We start from the raw sequence: 15,839 nt of genomic DNA, 5'->3' as shown, positions 1-15,839 counted from the left end.
TTTACGGGCTTGGGAATCCCCCGCGTGAGTCAGCCTCAACGCACCTTGGTATTAGACATCCGATGGAATCTTGAACGCGGAGCGCGAACGTGGCGCATGGCGTTTGCGGTGGCGATTGTACCCTCCTGTCCCATCTTCCTTTCGTTGGTTTATCCACGGAGCCAGGAGACGAAGCCCGTCCATCTTGTCCTGCACCTTGCACGGGGCGACGCTGCCGATCGGCGTACCGATTTCAATATGTCGATCAGGTTCCGGCGCCGCAAAACGCGCGTCACGCGAATTTTCAAGCAGGCTCTCAGATGTCGACGTAATAGCCTATCAGCAGAACTTCACGTTCCTGCCCAAGCCGTTCGACGGGCTGGGCTTCACGGGAAGCCTGCGCCCAGAAGGGCAATGACTACGTCACGACGGAAGGCACCTGCGTACCGATCCAGTTCGTGCCGAAGTATTCTTACAGCGCCACCGCGTTCTATGAAAAAGGCCCCTTCGCGGTGCGCGCATCCTACAACTATCGCGCGAAGACGGGTATCACCTCTCAGACGCCCAACCTCTATTTCTTGCCGGTCGAACTCTACGACGGCAAGGGGCGCATCCTCCAGTCGACTTATGCCCGCGTCGGTTTCCGCGATGTGGCAATCCGGGGCGGCCTCGTCACCGTGAACGGCAAGCCGATCACCATTCGCGGCGTCAACCGGCACGAGCACGATCCGGAAACCTTCCACGTCGTTTCGCTGGAGTCGATGGAGCGCGACATTCAGCTGATGAAGCGCAACAATATCAATGCGATCCGCACCTCGGGCTATCCCAACGATCCGCGCATTTACGAGCTTGTCGACCGATATGGCCTCTACGTCATGGCAAGCCCATGCCTCAATGTCGAACCCGCCCGGAGCCCACGTGATTTACCTAGGGAACCGGAGCCAGCAGCCATTGCAGAAGCGCCAGTGGCACTGCCGTTGCCGCCAGCCAGGCCCACACCCGTATCGCGCTGCGGGCGTGGAAGAGCGCCATCGAAATCGCAGCAAAGATTGCGAAGCTGGCCAGCGTCGCGGCGATCACCGCTTCCGCGCGGTCCATGCCAAGCCGTGCAAGGACGAACGAGACGACCACGGTGACCTGTACCGTCAGCCCATAGGCTCCCAGCGTGCCCGCAAGCGTGCGCGCCGTGACGGCAAGGCGGCGGGTGGTATCGTTTGCAGGGGCGGTCACTTGGTCTCGAAGCTCCGCGATGCGATCTGCTGTTGTTCCGAAACGTTCTGCCCGGTCACGGTGGTCATCAGCGTATTGGCGATTATGGTCTTGAACATGTCTCTCTCCTTGTTCGAAACGGACGCCGGAGCGTCGACGGCCTTTCAGGAAATCAGCCGGAGGATGCGTTCGCGGTTCGTCTGGGCGGTGAGGGCCAGCGCCGCGGCGACACTCAGCCATCCGAACCACACGAGCGCGCCATAGGCCCAGCCAAGGCCCAGACCGGCGAAAACGAAGGCGAGGCCAAGCGCGGCGAACCCGGTCCATCGCAGCATCCGCCCGGTGCGCGGCGTCAGCTTGCGGCGGAGCCAGTCCTGCTGGTGGCGCGCCATGGCCATCAGCAGAAGCGCGAAGCCCAGTATGGCGGGTAGTGCGATCGCCAAGTGAATCATGCCGGGGCCTCCACCTGTTCGCGTCGGCGGCGTGCGGGCGCGGCCTTGGGCTGGTGGCGCAGGACTTTCCAGGCGGTGTAGGCAAGACCGGCGGCAATGGCGGCGATCGTCAGGTCGAAGCCGGCGATGATCCAGTCACCGTGCCGGATGCTTTCGCCCAGACCCCGCGATGTGGTCAGGGTATTGACCAGGGGGACCAGCGCGAACAGCGCCGCGCCTGCGCCAAGCGTTTCCACCCAGGCGCGCTTGGCGGTCCTTGCCAATGTCCAGGCGAAGATCGCGCCCCAGCCAATGAACAGGCTGTTGACCTCCCATTCCGCCCGCTCCGCCAGCGTAACCGGAAGCAGCCGGTTGGCAAGGAAGTAGACCGCGATCCCGGCGGGCGCTCCGGCGATGAAGCCGATGTTGAGGCGCTCGACGAGGCGGAACCCGAAGTGCGGGCGCGCCGGATCGGGCAGTTTGGTGCGCCGCTTGACGCACCACAGGGCAAGGCCGGTGGCGCACATCGCGGTGCCGGCGAGGCCCGAGAGGAAGTAGAGCCAGCGCAGGCCAAGCCCGGCGAACCAGCCGGTGTGCAGATCGATCATGACCTCGCGCGTCAGGCTGGCGCCACCCCTGGACGCTGTGGGGAGGGGTATGATGCTTCCCTGCGCCGCGTCGAGATAGAGCCCTTCGCGCCGTCCGCTGCTCCAGTCGGTGCGCTGGGGATAGAGGCGCGCGGTGGCGGCGGCATCGCCGGGATGTTCGATGTTGATGTAGCTAGGGTTCGCCCCGCCCCACTCGTGCCGTGCGGCCGCGACAAGGCGGGAAAGGGGGACCGTGGGCATCGGGATGCCGCTGGCCTCGCGCTCGTCCGGGCTGGGGGCGGACGCTTCGTAGAAGGCGTCGCGCGTCGGGAAGTTGGCGCTGATCGCCCAAGGCATCAGCGTGAACAGCAGCGTGACGAGGCCGGTGTAAGTGATCATCACGTGGAACGGCAGCGCCAGCACGCCGGTGGCGTTGTGCGCGTCCAGCCAACTGCGCTGGCCCTTGCCGAGGCGCATCTGGAAGAAGTCGGTGAAGATCTTCTTGTGCGTCACCACGCCGGAAAGGATCGCCACCAGCATGGCAAGGGCCGCCACGCAGACGGTATATCGGCCCCAGCGGACCGAGATGTAATGGAGGTCGAAATGCATGCGGTAGAGGAAGAACCCGCCCCGCGTCTCGCGTACCGCCAGTTCGCGGCCGCTCTGCGGATCGAGTGTGATTTCGCTGCGCTCGTGCCGGTCCTGCCCGGGCTTGCGCCATGAGACCGCCAGTCCGTTGCCGCCGCGCGCATTGGGCAGCGACACTCTCCAGCTTTCCGCCCCCGCGCCGCGCTGGCGCAGGAGCGTGTCGGCGGCATCGAGTGCGCGGGTGCTGACCGTGCTGCCCGAAGACAGTTCGGGGCGCATCCACGCATCGATCTCGTGCTGGAAGAACGCCGCCGTCCCAAACAGGAAGACGATGTAGAGAATCCATCCGGGGATCAGGCCGACCCAAGTGTGCAGCCATGCCATCGACTGGCGGAAACCCTGCTTCATGACTGCCCGAGCCTCCAGTGTGAAAATGCTTTCCTGTCCATGGCGATCAGAACTCGGCCCGCGCCGAGAAGGCGATGTTGCGCGGGTTGCCGAGCTGGTTCACCGAGGCCCAGTAGCCCTTGTTGGTGAGGTTGGAGGCGTAGAGATTGAACGTCACCGGCTTGCCCAGCGCGGTCGTGCGGTAGCGGATCCCCAGGTCGACCAGCAGGTAGTCGTCGATCTTGTTGAGATTGGCGGCATCCTGGTACTTGTAGCCGTTGTAGTAGAGCCCGCCCGACAGGGTGAGCCCTTCGATGCCGGGGATGCCATAGTCCACCGAGCCCTTGAGCAGCAGGGGAGAGGCGCCGGTGGGAGACTTGCCCTTGAGCGCGGCGTTGCTCGCCTTCTGGATGCTGAGATCCATCAGCGTTCCGCCGACCACCACGTTGAGGTTGTCGGCCACCTTGCCGGTCAGCGTCAGTTCCACGCCCTGGTGGACCTGACGACCGTCCTGGCTGATCGTGGTCATGTTGTTGGCGTCGGTTTCGGTGTACGAATTCGCCTTCTCGATCCGGAACAGCGCCGAGGTCAGCAGCAGGCTGTCGGAGAAGGCGTACTTCGCGCCCACTTCGTACTGGCGGCTGATCATCGGCGAGAATATCTGGCCCGGGTTGGTATAGAGGTTCTCGTCGTCCGGAACCACGGTCCCGGCTTCCAGCGATTCCATGTAGCTGGCATATGTGGTCAGCCCGGAAACCGGCTTGTAGATGATCGAGACGGTGGGGGTTAGCGCGGATTCCTTGTAGCTCGAAGTGGCGGCGCCTGTCGCGTTGAACGCCTTGGTATCGATCGTGCTGTAGTTGAACCCGATGAGCGCGCTCAAGGTGTCGGTGAAGGTGACGTCGTCACCGATGATGACGTTGGTGTTGGTCGCCTGATTGGCCTTGTAGCGCGGGCCGCGCTCCGTCGTATAGCTGGGTTCGGGCAGGTTGAGGAAATCTTCCAGCGGGACGTTGGCGGGCACGACATACGGGGTGCCATCGGGGTTCAGCGGGGCGATGTAGTTGGGGCTGTACTGGTTGACCCGGTATGTGTCCCAGGATCCTCCCACCGTCAGCTTGTGGCCGATCCCGCCGGTGTCGAACGATGCATCGACATAGACATAGGCGCTGTCCGAAATGGTGTCGTAAGGCAGCGCCCGGGTCGGAGAATACATGCTCCAGCCCGTGCCCTTGTAGATCGGATAGGGGATCAGGAACTCGCGCGTGTCTATCTTGTGCATGTAGGCCGTGCGCACCGACACCGCTTCCGACAGCGTGTATTTCAGGTTCGCGCCGATCCGGTCGGACTTGGTCTGGTTGTAGGTCCAGGCCGGAGTGTAGGTCTTGCTGACGTCATAGGCATCGGGCCAGCCGCTCAGGCCGGCGGTGTAGAACCGCGTGTCGGCCCGGTCGAGGTGCCAGTAGGTATGCGCCGCCTCCACCTGGAACAGCAGGTTGCTGGCGATGTTCCAGTCCACCGCGCCGCTGACCAGCCACTTCTTCAGGTGCTGGTCGTCCTTCGATGTTTCGCCGTTCGCATAGGAAGCGTTGAAGCGGTAGGCGAGGGTGCCGGCGCTATCGATCTTTCCGCCCAGGTCCGCATGGGCGAAGTACTGGCTGCCGCCGTAATTGCCCACGGTCACATTGGTGAGGCGTTCGTAGGTCGGCCGCTTCAGCACGTAGTTGGCGACGCCGCCGACGTTGCCCGGACCATAAAGGAAACCGGACAGGCCATTCATTACCTCGACCTTCTCGATCTCCTCGGTGCTCAGGCCATAAGTGTACGACGAGAGCCTGAGGCCATCGAAAATGCCCACGCTCTGCGCAAAGCCGCGGATCGTCACCGACGGATAGCCGAAGACGCTGGTGGGCGCGGTTGCCTGCACCACCGGGTTCATCTTGTAGAGCTGGTCGAGGTCGCGGGCGACCGTGTTCTGGATCTGGTCGTTCGACATCACGCTGTCCGAATAGGGCGTGTCGGCGATGTCACGGGCGCCCCATGGGCCGACGGCGGTCACCTTGTCGGCATCGACCTGCTGGCCGTTGACGATGATCGTCGAAGCGTCGCGCGCGGTTTGCTCGTCACGGCTGGCGCCGGCACCGTCGGCGGCGTTCGAATAGGCGACCGCCTGGATGCGCATGGGATCGAGTTCCAATCGCCCGACCGTTGCCGGGGCGATCGTTACGGTGCCGCCATTGGTACCCCGCCCCACCAGCCCGGTGCCCGAAAGCAGGCGCAGCAGAGCGTCGCGCGGCAGGAAGCGGCCGCGCAGGCCGGTCGTCTCGCGGCCCTCGGTCAACCGGCCTTCGTAGGAAATCTGGACGTCGCTCTGATCGGCGAAGCGGCTCAGCGCCTCCGCCAGCGAACCGGCGGGAATGTCGTACTGGCGCACTACCTCCGCCTGCTGGGCGTGTGCGGGCATGGCAAGCCCGACGGTCGTCAGCATCGTCGTGCCCACCCAGGCGGCTGCCAGCAGCTGGCGCGCGGAAAATCGCTTCATGTCTTTAAAGTCCCCACAATACCCTGAATGCGCAAATGCTTTTGCGATGCACTCTCAGTAGGTAAGTCGGAGCGAGGCGGCGTTTGGAGCCTATCCGATGAAAAAATTTTCACGTTCGGCGGTAACGCTCAGCGGCTGAGCACGATCAGCCTGTCCGAGATGCGCATGGACCTGAGGCCGAGCGACTTTTCCAAGGCGTCCAGCGCATCGAGCGGGCGATCGAGGTTGTAGACCCCGTTCACCCGCAGATTTGCCGCATCGCCGCGCACCGTCCAATAACCACGGCGCTCGCGCGCGATGGTCGCCACCACTTCACTAAGCGGGCGATGGAACACGATCAGCTTGCCGCGCGTCCATGCGGTCGCGGCCTGAACATCCGTGTGGGCCGGACGCTCCACGCGTTGGGCGGTGAACGATGTGCTCTCTCCTTCGTGCACGATGGCATTTGCGCCAGCGGAGGTGCGGATGGCGACACTGTGCTGGAGGACCGCGACTTCGGGGCCATCTTCTCGCTCCCGCACCGAAAATACGGTGCCAAGCGCGGTCACGCTGCCTTCCCGGGTTTCGACGAGGAAGGGGTGGCGGCGGTCCGGCGCCACCTGGAACTGCGCCGCGCCGGCCAGAAGCCTGACGGTTCGCTGCGTGTCGGACCGGTCGAAGGAGAGGGCCGTGCCCGCATCCATCCTGACCACGGAACCATCCGCCAAGGTGACGATGCGTCGTTCACCGATGCCGGTGGAATAGTCCGCGCGCAGCCGCGTTGGCCAATCTTCGGCGTAGCCGACGGCGATCAGGGCAAGGCTTGCGGCGATAGCGGGAATTGAGACCCTTCGCCGGATCGGGGTAAAGGCGGCACGCCAACGGCGCCGCCCGCGCCGATGCTCCGATTGCTCGATGCGCACGGGCAACGATGCCATCCGGCGATAGCGCTGCCACACTGCGTTCTGTCGGTCGAATTCGCGGCGATGTTCGGGAACGGCGAGCCAGGCGGCGAAAGCAGCCTGGTCGGCCTCGTCCAGCGCTTCGCCGTCCTGGCGAACGATCCAGTCCGCAGCCTGATCCTCGGCCGTTTCAAGCCGAGCGTCTTCGTCTTCAACCGACATCGCTCACCTCACGCGTCGCTTTAGGCAAGGCCGCCGCGATGAGCCGCCTCACAGGGATAGTCGGAGTTCGAGCTGAATCGGAACCCTGTCGCTCCATGTTTATGTTTCTCGCCCCTGATCGTCCAAGATCCTGGCGCACAGCACGAGGGCATGGCGCAGTTGCTTTTCCACCTGCTTGATATGGATGCCGAGCCGTTCCGCGATTTCGGCCTTTTCGAGCAGTTCGACATGCCGCAAGGCGAAGACCTCGCGGCAGCGCGGCGGCAGCGAGGCCATCGCATCGTGGAGCCGTTCAAGCTCGTCCCGGCCGGCCGCGTGGGCTTCGGGCGAGGGGGCATCGTCCGCGACATGTTCGGTCTGATCGGCATCCACCAACCAGAGCGACCAGCGCTGCTGCTGGCGCATGGCTTCGGCGCTGAGGTTGCGGGCGATGCCGTGAACGAACGCCTGAACATCGACCACGCGCCCCGCCTCGATGGCAGGAATGGCGCGGACGAACGCTTCCTGTACGATGTCCGCCGGCTCCACGGGCGGGCGGACGCGGCGGCGCACGCTGGCCAGTAGCCCCGCGCGATGCCGGGCGAGCAGGGACAGCGCCCCGGCCGTCATCGCGCCGCCATTTGCGCGCCGGGTTGGACGATCAGGAACTGCAGGGGCATCGCCACGGCCAGCTCGTCAGGCAGTTCCGGTGGGATCTGCGGAAAAGGCGCCGCACGACGGACCTGCGCGATGGCGGCGCGATCGAGCAACGCGCGGCCGGTCGAACGCTCCATCGCCGCGTCCAGCAAGTTGCCCCCGCGATCTATCCGAAACAGCACCGCGCCATCGCCCTGATAGTGTTTGAGGACCGCGGCTTCGGGATAGTGTCGCTGTGCTGCGAGCCGCTCGAACAGCGCGCGCCGGTAATCCTGCACGGCGTCGCTTGCGGTGTTTCCTTCAGGCGGAGGGGCCGAGTTCTCGGCTTGCACACCGGGCACATCCGTAGGCATGATCAGGACAGCGAGCTCTACCCGGTTTCCGGTGCTTTGGGCTGGCTTCGCCTTCGCTATGGCAGGCGATGGCATCGATTCCAGCGCATGTTCGGGCTCAACCGGACTTTCAGGTGTCGGGGGGACGAGGACGACCTGTTCGGTGGCGGACGAAGGGTGGTTCGGGGTGGCAGGGAATTGGCTCTGAGCGACCAGGATCAGGGCCAGGATATGGACCAGGACCGTCACGATAAGCGAAATCACGCGCGGGATACCGCCACGCAGACGCCCTTCCGCCGATCTCGTTTTCGTCCTAGCGAATCCCACCATGGCATCGCCCATAACCATTATTGCGAGTTAATCGCAACAATCTAATGTGCGCAGCCTCGCGATCGGGCACCTCGGATTGGTGTTCATTCTTCCTGGTCTAAATTTCTCCCATTGCGATCGAGTATCTTGAGCGGCTAGCAACCCGATCGGCCATCACCCGATGGTTTTCTCACATCTCAGATGTTCATCGCGTGACTGGAATCATGCGAGGACAGAAACAGGCATTTTCCGGCAGGGGGCTACTTGAAGGCAGGATATGTTGCGGTCGCATGGATCGCCGCCTTGGCATTGCACTCCGGCGCGGCTTCGGCGCAGAAAGCGGAAGAGGCACTGAAGCCGACATCGCCTTGGACCTTGTCTCCGGCACAGGACAGTTGCGTGCTCTCGCGGCAATTCGGCGGAGGAAAGAACAATCTGTTTCTGCGCATGAGTTCGTTCGCTCCAGGATACGATTTCGACTTCACCCTCGCCGGGTCATTGGTTTCGACTTTCCGATCAGCGCGGGACATATACATTTCATACGGAACAGGCGCTCCGTTGCCATTCTCGCCGCTGGCTTCTGGCTCGCTGGGGAAGCACGGCCCGGCCATCATTTTCAATAAGGATATCTCGGTAGGGCAGCCTGCGCTTCCAAAGGCAGATCATGCTTACCCCAACGCAATCTTGGAAGACGGCATCACCCAGTTCACAATCGGCGCCGCCAAGCAGAAGGTGGTGTTGGCGACAGGGCCGATCGCTCCCGCCATGAAGGCATTGCGTCATTGTACGGACGAGTTGCTTGCAAGCTGGGGCCTGGACCCGGCTGTACAAGCCAAGCTGTCCAATCCGGTAACACCGCTGAACGCCGAAGTCGTCAATGCGTTGATTACGGCCGATGACCCACCGGAGGCGGTCCGGCGCTTGGGCGGTATCGCCCGCCTACGCCTGCGTGTTATGGTTGACGCGACCGGGGCTCCTACGGGATGCGCGACGTTACCGACAGACGGCATTCCGGAATTCGAAGTCAATTCATGTGATATCGTGATGAAAAGTGCACGCTATTCCCCGGCTATCGATGAACATGGGCGGCCTGTTGCATCGTATTTCATGACGGCCATCGTTTTCGCCACCAACGAATTCTTCCGCCGACGTTAGGAGGGCGGAGTGCCGTCACGCCTATACAAGGCAGCTTCGATATCCGTGAAGTAGAGCGCAACGGCGCCCGTCACGCCCTGGTTCAGACTTATCCGCTATCGGGCGAGGGCAGGTTTGTAAGGGCTGTTTTGACCGCAGATCATCCTTGTTGTTCCAGCCGATCGCGCAGGGCTGCATTTTCGGCTTCCAGCTCGGCCATACGCTCATGCAGCGGTCCAAGTGTCTTTTCGATTTCTCGCTCGGTGAAGCGCGGCGTAATGTGCTGCGGGCAATTCCAGTCGAATGCTTTCAGCCTTAGCCGGAAAATCCGCTCGGGGCGGGCCTTGTAGCCGATGTCCAGAACGCGTTCGGTCAGTGCTGGGTCGGCATCCAGCGACAGCTTCTCGACCTGGGCATAGATCTTGAGCCGCATGCGCCGGGGATAGTCCATCAGGATCAAACAGGCCCGGTCGTTGGCGGCGAGATTGCCGGTGCTGATGTACTGGCGGTTGCCGCGATAGTCGGCGAAGGCGAGCGTCTGCTCGTCCACCACCTTGAGGAACCCCGCCGGGCCGCCGCGATGCTGGACATAGGGCCAGCCGTCTTCCGATACCGATCCCATGTAGAAGCTGTCGCGAGCGGCAATGAAGGTGGCCTCGTTCCTGGTGAAGCGGTCGAATTCACGATCACCCTCGAAGTGGGCCCATTGCAGGGTCGCGCCCATTTCCGCCTGGGCGGCACGCACGCTGGGCGTCATGGCGATATCGAGAAATCCGTAAGACATGATGCATCTCCGATATGGGGTGTCGGCGGGCCGGGTGGCCGCTTTGCGCGCACCCGGCCGGTCAGCCAGTTAGTCGGACGGCGAGTCAGCGGGGCGCCACCTTCCGATCGAGGAAGTCGCGGATAAGCGGCCCCATTTCGTCCAGCTTGTCTTCCAGGGCGAAATGCCCCGTGTCGAAAAGGTGGAGTTCCGCCTCGGGCAGGTCGCGCAAATAGGGATGGGCGCCGGGCTCGGGGAAGATCTTGTCGTTCTTGCCCCAGACGATCAGCGTCGGCGGCTTGCGCTCGCGAAAGAACTGCTGGAACTGCGGATAGAGCGGCACATTGGTGCGATAGTCGTAGAACAGGTCGAGCTGGATATCCTTGTTGCCGGGCCGATCGAGCAGGGCCTGGTCGTGGACCCAGTTGTCCGGGCTGATGCGCGACAGATCGCTGACGCCGTCGGTATATTGAAATATGGTCGCCTTCTGCGTCACCAGCCAGGCCTGTGCCTCGCGGTCCTTCGCCGATCCGCTCTTCCAATAGGCCTTGATCGGATCCCAGAACGCGCCGAGCCCTTCGTCGTAGGCATTGCCATTCTGGACGATGAGCCCGCTCACCCGCTCGGGATGCTTGATCGCCAGCCGGTAACCGACCGGTGCGCCGTAATCCATCACGTACATGGCATAGCGCTCCGCGCCGAGCTTGCCCATCAGTGCATCCACCATGTCGGCATAGTGGCCGAAGCCGTAGTTGAACTGCTTGTGATCGGGCGCATCGCTCTGGCCAAAGCCGGGGTAATCCGGGGCGATCACATGGTAGCGATCGGCCAGCAGCGGGATCAGATTGCGGAACATGTGCGAGCTGGTGGGGAAACCGTGGAGCAGCAGCACGACCGGACCATCGGCTGGGCCGGCTTCCCTATACGCCATCTTCACGCCGTCGATCGTCGCCGTGCGGTAATGGACGGTTGCAGGTGCGGTGCTCGTCGCCGCGATGTCCTGCGAGGGAGCTGCTATCGCGCTTGCAGGCGCTGCGATTGTCGCGGTCGCCAGCATCAGGGAGAGGATCAGTCGCTTGGTCATGTCTTCCACCGTGTTCAGTGCTACTGCGCGATCTGCGTCAGCTTCTGATGGAAGATGTAATTCCTATTCGAAAATGGGTTAATCGCCTAACCTTGCAAGTCATTATTCCTTATAATGGAATGATACAATCATTGCAGCAAGGTGTTGTTACGCAGCCGCTCCACGGCAAGATCTACGAAAGCCCGCACTTTGGCGGTAGCATGCCGCCCCTCCACATGGACGACGTGAATGGGGATCGGGCTTTCGGCATGATCTTCCAATACCGATACCAACCGGCCTTCCGCCAGCGCCGGAGCGACCTGATAGGATAGCACCCGGGCAATGCCCCAGCCTTGTTCGGCCGCTGAAATGGCGGCTTCGTTGGTATTGCAGAGCAAGCGCGGATGAACGGTAACGCTTGCCCGACCATCCGGTCCGAAGTGCCATTCGGGCGACACCCAGGCTCCGGTGGGCATGATGACACGGTGTTCGGCAAGCTCGGCGGGTGTACCGGGAATGCCGTGTTTTTCGAAGTAGGACGGCGCCCCGCAAATCGTCCGGCGAACCCAACCGACCCGGGTGGCGCTCAGGCCCGATGCCGGGAGGTTGCCGATCCGGACGGCGACATCGATCCCTTCCTCGATGATGTTCACCGGGCGATCGACGAACAGGGTCTGTCCGGTGACGCTGGGAAAACTGTCGAGATATTCCAGCAGGATCGGCAGGACGTGCATTCGCCCGAACATGACCGGCCCGGTAACGGTAAGCGTTCCCGTGGGATTGCCGTGCGACCCGGCTGCGGAGGCTTCGGCTTCGGCTATATCGGCCAGGATGCGGCGGCAGTCTTCGAAATAGCGCTGTCCTGCCTCGGTCAGCTTGACCGAGCGCGTCGTCCGGGTGAGCAACCTTACGCCGATCTGCTCCTCCAGCGCGGTTATCGCTCTGGTAACGGCGGGCGGACTGAGGTGCATCTGCCGGGCGGCTTCCGCAAAGCTGGCTGTCTCCGCCACTCGGGCGAAGATTCTCATCGATTGCCAGCGGTCCAATCTTGCCCCCTCGGTATCATCCAAATCCCGAAGCAATGGTGCGAGGAAACTCGCTTCGCAGTCAATGCATCCGCTCCAGAATCTCAAGGTCCTGCACATGCTGCGCGCACGGGGTCGGACGAGAAGGGTGTGACCGACCGGGCGCGCGAAGTGATCGAAACCGGGCTGGAGGCCTTCTCCGCGAAGATCGCGGCGAACAAAGGCCCTTATTGCTTCGGCGCAGGTTGTCCCTGCGGCGGTAGACGCAAGTCCGCCGCCGCTCCTCTATCCGTTGTCGAGGGGCACGCAGCCGACCGAATTGCGCTCGATCACGGTGAAGTCCACGTAGCTGGTCTCTACCGTTGCCGGCAGGTTGCGATCGGCTCCCGCAGGTTAGCGGCCGAAGAACAGGCCGCAGCTTATCGTCGGAGTAGCGGTGACTCCTTGGTCAGGTGAAGCGGGCGATCCTCGATTACGCAGAGAATGTGGACCTGACTTGATTCCGCCCAGCCTGCTTGGCTGCATAGAGCAATTTATCGACGGCATCGCAGAAATGGAGCGCATCACTCTCGAAGGGTGGGATGACTGTCCCAACACCGACACTCGCGGTCACGAAAGCGCTGCAACTGGACCTTTCGTGGCGAATATGCAGGCCTTCGATCGCCGTGCGGCAACGCTCTGCCAGTGCGCCAGCCGCAGCTTCGCTCGTTTCCGGAAGAAGGAGGACGAATTCCTCGCCGCCATAGCGAGCGACGATGTCACGAGGGCGTACTCCGATCTCCTTCAGCGCGTTGGCGATCCTGACCAGACACTCGTCGCCCTGAATGTGGCCGTAGAAATCATTGTAGTCCTTGAAGTGGTCGATATCGAGCAGGATCAGCGAAAGGGGGTGCTGGCCGGTTTGGGCACCTTTCCACTCTGCCTGAAGCCGTTCATCATAATGGCGCCGGTTCGAAGTCCCGGTCAGGCCATCCTCGAACGAGAGAGCTTCGAGCTTCTTCTGCATCTTCATCAGTTCGTGCTCGATGCGTTTTCGCTCGCTGATGTCGAACATGAAGCCGACCAGGCTATCTACCTCCCCGTCGTCGCCTCGCACCACATGCACGACGTCGCGGATCCACACATAGCCGTCATCCTTGGTCAGCGCCCGGTAATCCGCTTCGTGATCCTTGCCTGCGACGGATTGCGAGACGCAGAAGTTGACGACATGATCGCGATCGTCGGGATGGATACGCGAGGCCCAGTCGTCCACCGATAGCCAACTGTCCTGAGACCAGCCGAGAAGCGGTTCGATCTGGGGGCCGATGTAAGCAAACCGCATCGTTGCCCAGTCGATCTTCCACGGAATGGCCAATGTCGATTCCAGCAGGGTCTTATAGACCGCCGGGTCGACGTCCATCCCCGGCGCTGCATCGGTCACCAGGTCGTTTACAGCCATGGTCGGATTCATCGGGGGACTGGTCCTATAAGATCGCATCACGCCGATTATCTTCCAACGCGTAGATTTCCATATGGTTAAGCTCTGCATTCCTGAGCGTAATTCATAAAGGATAATGGCAATGTGTCTGTCGCCAGAAGATATCCAATATGAACCAAGCCTGGAGTTGAGCTGCGTGGAAAGCGGTCGAGCTGGTGAACGGTGAGCAGGTGACCATGCGTCCTACCAGCATCGGGAGGCTGTGGAGCCAAAGCGTTTTTAGACACCTTGCGGCAAACTCAGGCGATAGATATCGGCGGTATCGAATGATCTTCGATCCGTCCCAACAAAATTCTCCAATATGCTATTGAGAGGCAGTTGCAATTATGTTTAGGGGCAAGGGTGTCCAGCAATGCAGTCGCCTTGACCCGCCTGATTCTCTCAGAGCGCAAATCTTTGCTGGGGCAGTTGCGCAGGATCGTCGGGAGCGATGCTGCGGAGGACGTCGCTCAAAAGCTGTGGTTCAGAATACAGAATGTTCGCGATGATCCTCCGATCGAGAACAAGCGCGCCTATCTCCGCCGTCTCGCGCGCAACCTTGCCATCGATCATGTTCATGGCGACAGGCGACAAGCCACTGTCGCGGAACGCGCCGAAGCCCTTTTGTGGGGAGCGGATTTTGAGCTGGGCGCGGAGCGGATCATCGAATCTCGCGATATGCTCGAAAGAATTCGCGCGGCCATCGCCGCCTTGCCCGAGCCGACGCGCTCCGTATTGCGGTTGACCCGTCTAGAGGGCAAGACGCAGCGGGAAACCGCCGAAATGCTGGGAGTTTCGACCACGACCGTCGAAAACCACTTGCGCCGGGCGCTCGCACAGCTGGGGCGTGTTCGCGATGGGGATGGGGACACGACGTGAAATTTTCCAGCCTGAGCCTTGGGAAGTGCTCCGCAAGAACAGTCATACCCAGAGAGAGGGATTATTCCGCCGATTACGGCGCGGAGGCGGCGCTAGATCCATGACGCAAGGCAAAAACTCTACGGACGGCGAAGCGGTCCATCATCCGGAGCTTCGCGACGAGGCACAGCGCTGGGTCGCGCGTCTTGTCGGCGGGGACATCGGAGCGGCCGAACTCGATGATCTCGAGGCCTGGTTGGCGCAGGATCCGCGGCACGCGCTGGCTTTTTCGCGTGAACGTGCCCTGTGGCAGGATCTGCATGCCTTGGCGGATGTACTGGAGGATACATCGTCCGGAGCAACGCCCATGCCTGGCAACGCCGTCTCCTTGCGGGCGACGGTGTCGTCGCGTCTTCGGCTGGCGCGCTTTGCACCCCTGGCGGTCGCGGCCAGTCTTGCTGCAATCGTCATGGCGCCGTCGCTGATCCTCGATCTGCGCGCGGACCATCGAACGGGCATCGGCGAAGTGCGAAGTCTGGAACTGGCGGACGGAACCGAGGTCATGCTGGACAGCGATTCCGCGATCTCGGTCGATTTCGACAAGGACCGGCGCTTCGTGCATTTGCTGGCAGGCAAGGCGTGGTTCCGCGTGAAGCACGAAGGACGGCCTTTCGCGGTGGAAGCGATGCGTGGGGTCACCCGCGATATCGGCACGGCTTTCGAAGTGGCCCGCGAAGACGATTTGGTGGAAGTCGGCGTAACCGAAGGCCGTGTCGCCGTGCGCGCGCCTGACGGCACCGAGGGCAGTCCCATGCGTGTCGGCGAACGTGTAGGCTATGCCGCGTCCGGCCTTGTGGCGCTGCCTTCCCGTCCCGCTTCGCGGCTGGCGGCATGGCGAAGCGGCGAACTGCTTTTCGAACAAGAGCCGGTTGACGCCGCGATCCGCGAGGTCGCGCGTTATCGACACGGCTTCGTATGGACGATCGGCGATTTCGGCAAGGTCGCGCCGATCAGCGGCCTGTTCCTGATCGAACGCCCCGACGAAGCGCTTGAAACCCTTGCCCGCAAGCTCTGGCTGATCTTTTTTTGCGATCAGACTTGGGAATTCCGCTCGTCCATCGGTCTCACTCATGAAGGCATAATGATTTGCATTTGCAAGATGCCTGATGGGCGCGCTGCGCGATGCAGCGCAAAGAGATTGAAGGGGCATTGAAGTCATGAGTTCCAGCGTTAGCGCGCATCGGCGTTTGCTTGCGGTTTCCCGGCACCTGCTGCTGGCCGGTTCGGCATTGTGCATCGCGGCTCCGGCGATGGCGCAAGTGCCTGCAAGGCCGGCGAACACCGCCGCGCGAGAGATCGACATTCCCGCGCAGCCCCTGAGCGAGGCACTGCGCCAGCTCATGCGGCAGGGCGGCCTCCAGATCGGCTTCGAGGCTG

At 62.4% G+C, this 15,839-nt stretch carries 15 protein-coding genes and 1 pseudogene; 5 read left to right on the top strand and 11 right to left on the bottom strand.

What is annotated here, in order from left to right:
* Positions 1 to 530: 530 nt before the first annotated feature.
* Positions 531 to 857: pseudogene (locus RT424_RS19100) on the top strand (glycoside hydrolase family 2 TIM barrel-domain containing protein); the annotation flags it as partial.
* Between the two features lie 49 nt (positions 858 to 906).
* Here the strand turns inward: RT424_RS19100 and RT424_RS19095 are convergent.
* The 7 genes from RT424_RS19095 to RT424_RS19065 form a co-directional block, all read right to left on the bottom strand.
* Entirely contained in the window at positions 907 to 1,209 is a 303-nt protein-coding gene (locus RT424_RS19095) for a hypothetical protein (RefSeq protein ID WP_313441457.1), read from the bottom strand.
* A 143-nt stretch (positions 1,210 to 1,352) separates the two neighbouring features.
* The gene (locus RT424_RS19090) at positions 1,353 to 1,640 is read right to left on the bottom strand and encodes a DUF3325 domain-containing protein (RefSeq protein ID WP_313441454.1); all 288 of its coding nucleotides are present in this window, start codon (positions 1,638 to 1,640) and stop codon (positions 1,353 to 1,355) included.
* The gene (locus RT424_RS19085) at positions 1,637 to 3,202 is read right to left on the bottom strand and encodes a PepSY-associated TM helix domain-containing protein (RefSeq protein WP_313441452.1); all 1,566 of its coding nucleotides are present in this window, start codon (positions 3,200 to 3,202) and stop codon (positions 1,637 to 1,639) included. The genes RT424_RS19090 and RT424_RS19085 overlap by 4 nt, the downstream gene beginning before the upstream one ends.
* 46 nt (positions 3,203 to 3,248) lie before the next feature.
* Positions 3,249 to 5,723, bottom strand: coding sequence for a TonB-dependent receptor (locus RT424_RS19080; protein WP_313441450.1), 2,475 nt, complete (start codon positions 5,721 to 5,723; stop codon positions 3,249 to 3,251).
* A gap of 128 nt (positions 5,724 to 5,851) precedes the next feature.
* A complete protein-coding gene (locus tag RT424_RS19075) occupies positions 5,852 to 6,826 on the bottom strand; it encodes a FecR domain-containing protein (RefSeq protein ID WP_313441448.1) in 975 nt (324 codons plus the stop codon).
* Positions 6,827 to 6,925: 99 nt separating this feature from the next.
* Positions 6,926 to 7,435 carry an RNA polymerase sigma factor gene (locus RT424_RS19070; RefSeq protein ID WP_313441446.1) on the bottom strand — a complete coding sequence of 170 codons (510 nt, stop codon included), beginning with the start codon at positions 7,433 to 7,435 and terminating at the stop codon, positions 6,926 to 6,928.
* Positions 7,432 to 8,058 (bottom strand): TonB family protein, encoded by a 627-nt coding sequence (locus RT424_RS19065; protein WP_313441444.1) that lies wholly within the window; start codon positions 8,056 to 8,058, stop codon positions 7,432 to 7,434. The genes RT424_RS19070 and RT424_RS19065 overlap by 4 nt, the downstream gene beginning before the upstream one ends.
* A 309-nt stretch (positions 8,059 to 8,367) precedes the next feature.
* On the opposite strand from RT424_RS19065, the gene RT424_RS19060 reads away from it, so the two are divergent.
* Positions 8,368 to 9,258, top strand: coding sequence for an energy transducer TonB (locus RT424_RS19060; protein WP_313441442.1), 891 nt, complete (start codon positions 8,368 to 8,370; stop codon positions 9,256 to 9,258).
* Positions 9,259 to 9,397: 139 nt separating this feature from the next.
* Here the strand turns inward: RT424_RS19060 and RT424_RS19055 are convergent, their stop codons facing one another.
* From RT424_RS19055 to RT424_RS19040, 4 genes are all read right to left on the bottom strand, one after another.
* Positions 9,398 to 10,021: a pyridoxamine 5'-phosphate oxidase family protein gene (locus tag RT424_RS19055; protein ID WP_313441440.1), complete on the bottom strand. Its 624-nt coding sequence runs from the start codon at positions 10,019 to 10,021 to the stop codon at positions 9,398 to 9,400.
* An 85-nt stretch (positions 10,022 to 10,106) separates the two neighbouring features.
* A complete protein-coding gene (locus RT424_RS19050) occupies positions 10,107 to 11,084 on the bottom strand; it encodes an alpha/beta hydrolase (protein WP_313441438.1) in 978 nt (325 codons plus the stop codon).
* A 128-nt stretch (positions 11,085 to 11,212) separates the two neighbouring features.
* A complete protein-coding gene (locus tag RT424_RS19045) occupies positions 11,213 to 12,091 on the bottom strand; it encodes a LysR family transcriptional regulator (RefSeq protein WP_313441435.1) in 879 nt (292 codons plus the stop codon).
* Positions 12,092 to 12,560: 469 nt separating this feature from the next.
* Positions 12,561 to 13,538, bottom strand: a complete 978-nt coding sequence (locus RT424_RS19040; RefSeq protein WP_313441433.1) for a sensor domain-containing diguanylate cyclase — start codon at positions 13,536 to 13,538, stop codon at positions 12,561 to 12,563.
* Positions 13,539 to 13,907: 369 nt separating this feature from the next.
* Here RT424_RS19040 and RT424_RS19035 point away from each other — a divergent pair, with 369 nt between their 5' ends.
* The 3 genes from RT424_RS19035 to RT424_RS19025 all read left to right on the top strand — a co-directional run.
* Positions 13,908 to 14,423 carry an RNA polymerase sigma factor gene (locus RT424_RS19035; RefSeq protein WP_313441431.1) on the top strand — a complete coding sequence of 172 codons (516 nt, stop codon included), beginning with the start codon at positions 13,908 to 13,910 and terminating at the stop codon, positions 14,421 to 14,423.
* A 100-nt stretch (positions 14,424 to 14,523) separates the two neighbouring features.
* Complete coding sequence (locus RT424_RS19030) at positions 14,524 to 15,615, top strand: FecR domain-containing protein (protein ID WP_313441429.1); 1,092 nt, start codon at positions 14,524 to 14,526, stop codon at positions 15,613 to 15,615.
* Positions 15,616 to 15,619: 4 nt separating this feature from the next.
* On the top strand, positions 15,620 to 15,839 hold a 220-nt coding region (locus tag RT424_RS19025), incomplete at its 3' end, for a hypothetical protein (RefSeq protein WP_313441427.1).

The sequence above is a fragment of the Novosphingobium sp. genome (assembly GCF_032093395.1).
Lineage (GTDB): Bacteria > Pseudomonadota > Alphaproteobacteria > Sphingomonadales > Sphingomonadaceae > Novosphingobium.
The sequence above is the reverse complement of the archived record's forward strand: the minus strand, read 5'-3'. Positions and strand labels throughout refer to the sequence as shown.

What these genes read in the sequence shown, in the direction of transcription:
- RT424_RS19090 (WP_313441454.1), bottom strand. Translation starts at nt 1,640, where the DNA reads ATGATTCACTTGGCGATCGCACTACCCGCCATACTGGGCTTCGCGCTT.
- RT424_RS19085 (WP_313441452.1), bottom strand. Translation starts at nt 3,202, where the DNA reads ATGAAGCAGGGTTTCCGCCAGTCGATGGCATGGCTGCACACTTGGGTC.
- RT424_RS19080 (WP_313441450.1), bottom strand. Translation starts at nt 5,723, where the DNA reads ATGAAGCGATTTTCCGCGCGCCAGCTGCTGGCAGCCGCCTGGGTGGGC.
- RT424_RS19075 (WP_313441448.1), bottom strand. Translation starts at nt 6,826, where the DNA reads ATGTCGGTTGAAGACGAAGACGCTCGGCTTGAAACGGCCGAGGATCAG.
- RT424_RS19070 (WP_313441446.1), bottom strand. Translation starts at nt 7,435, where the DNA reads ATGACGGCCGGGGCGCTGTCCCTGCTCGCCCGGCATCGCGCGGGGCTA.
- RT424_RS19055 (WP_313441440.1), bottom strand. Translation starts at nt 10,021, where the DNA reads ATGTCTTACGGATTTCTCGATATCGCCATGACGCCCAGCGTGCGTGCC.
- RT424_RS19050 (WP_313441438.1), bottom strand. Translation starts at nt 11,084, where the DNA reads ATGACCAAGCGACTGATCCTCTCCCTGATGCTGGCGACCGCGACAATC.
- RT424_RS19045 (WP_313441435.1), bottom strand. Translation starts at nt 12,091, where the DNA reads ATGAGAATCTTCGCCCGAGTGGCGGAGACAGCCAGCTTTGCGGAAGCC.
- RT424_RS19040 (WP_313441433.1), bottom strand. Translation starts at nt 13,538, where the DNA reads ATGAATCCGACCATGGCTGTAAACGACCTGGTGACCGATGCAGCGCCG.
- RT424_RS19030 (WP_313441429.1), top strand. Translation starts at nt 14,524, where the DNA reads ATGACGCAAGGCAAAAACTCTACGGACGGCGAAGCGGTCCATCATCCG.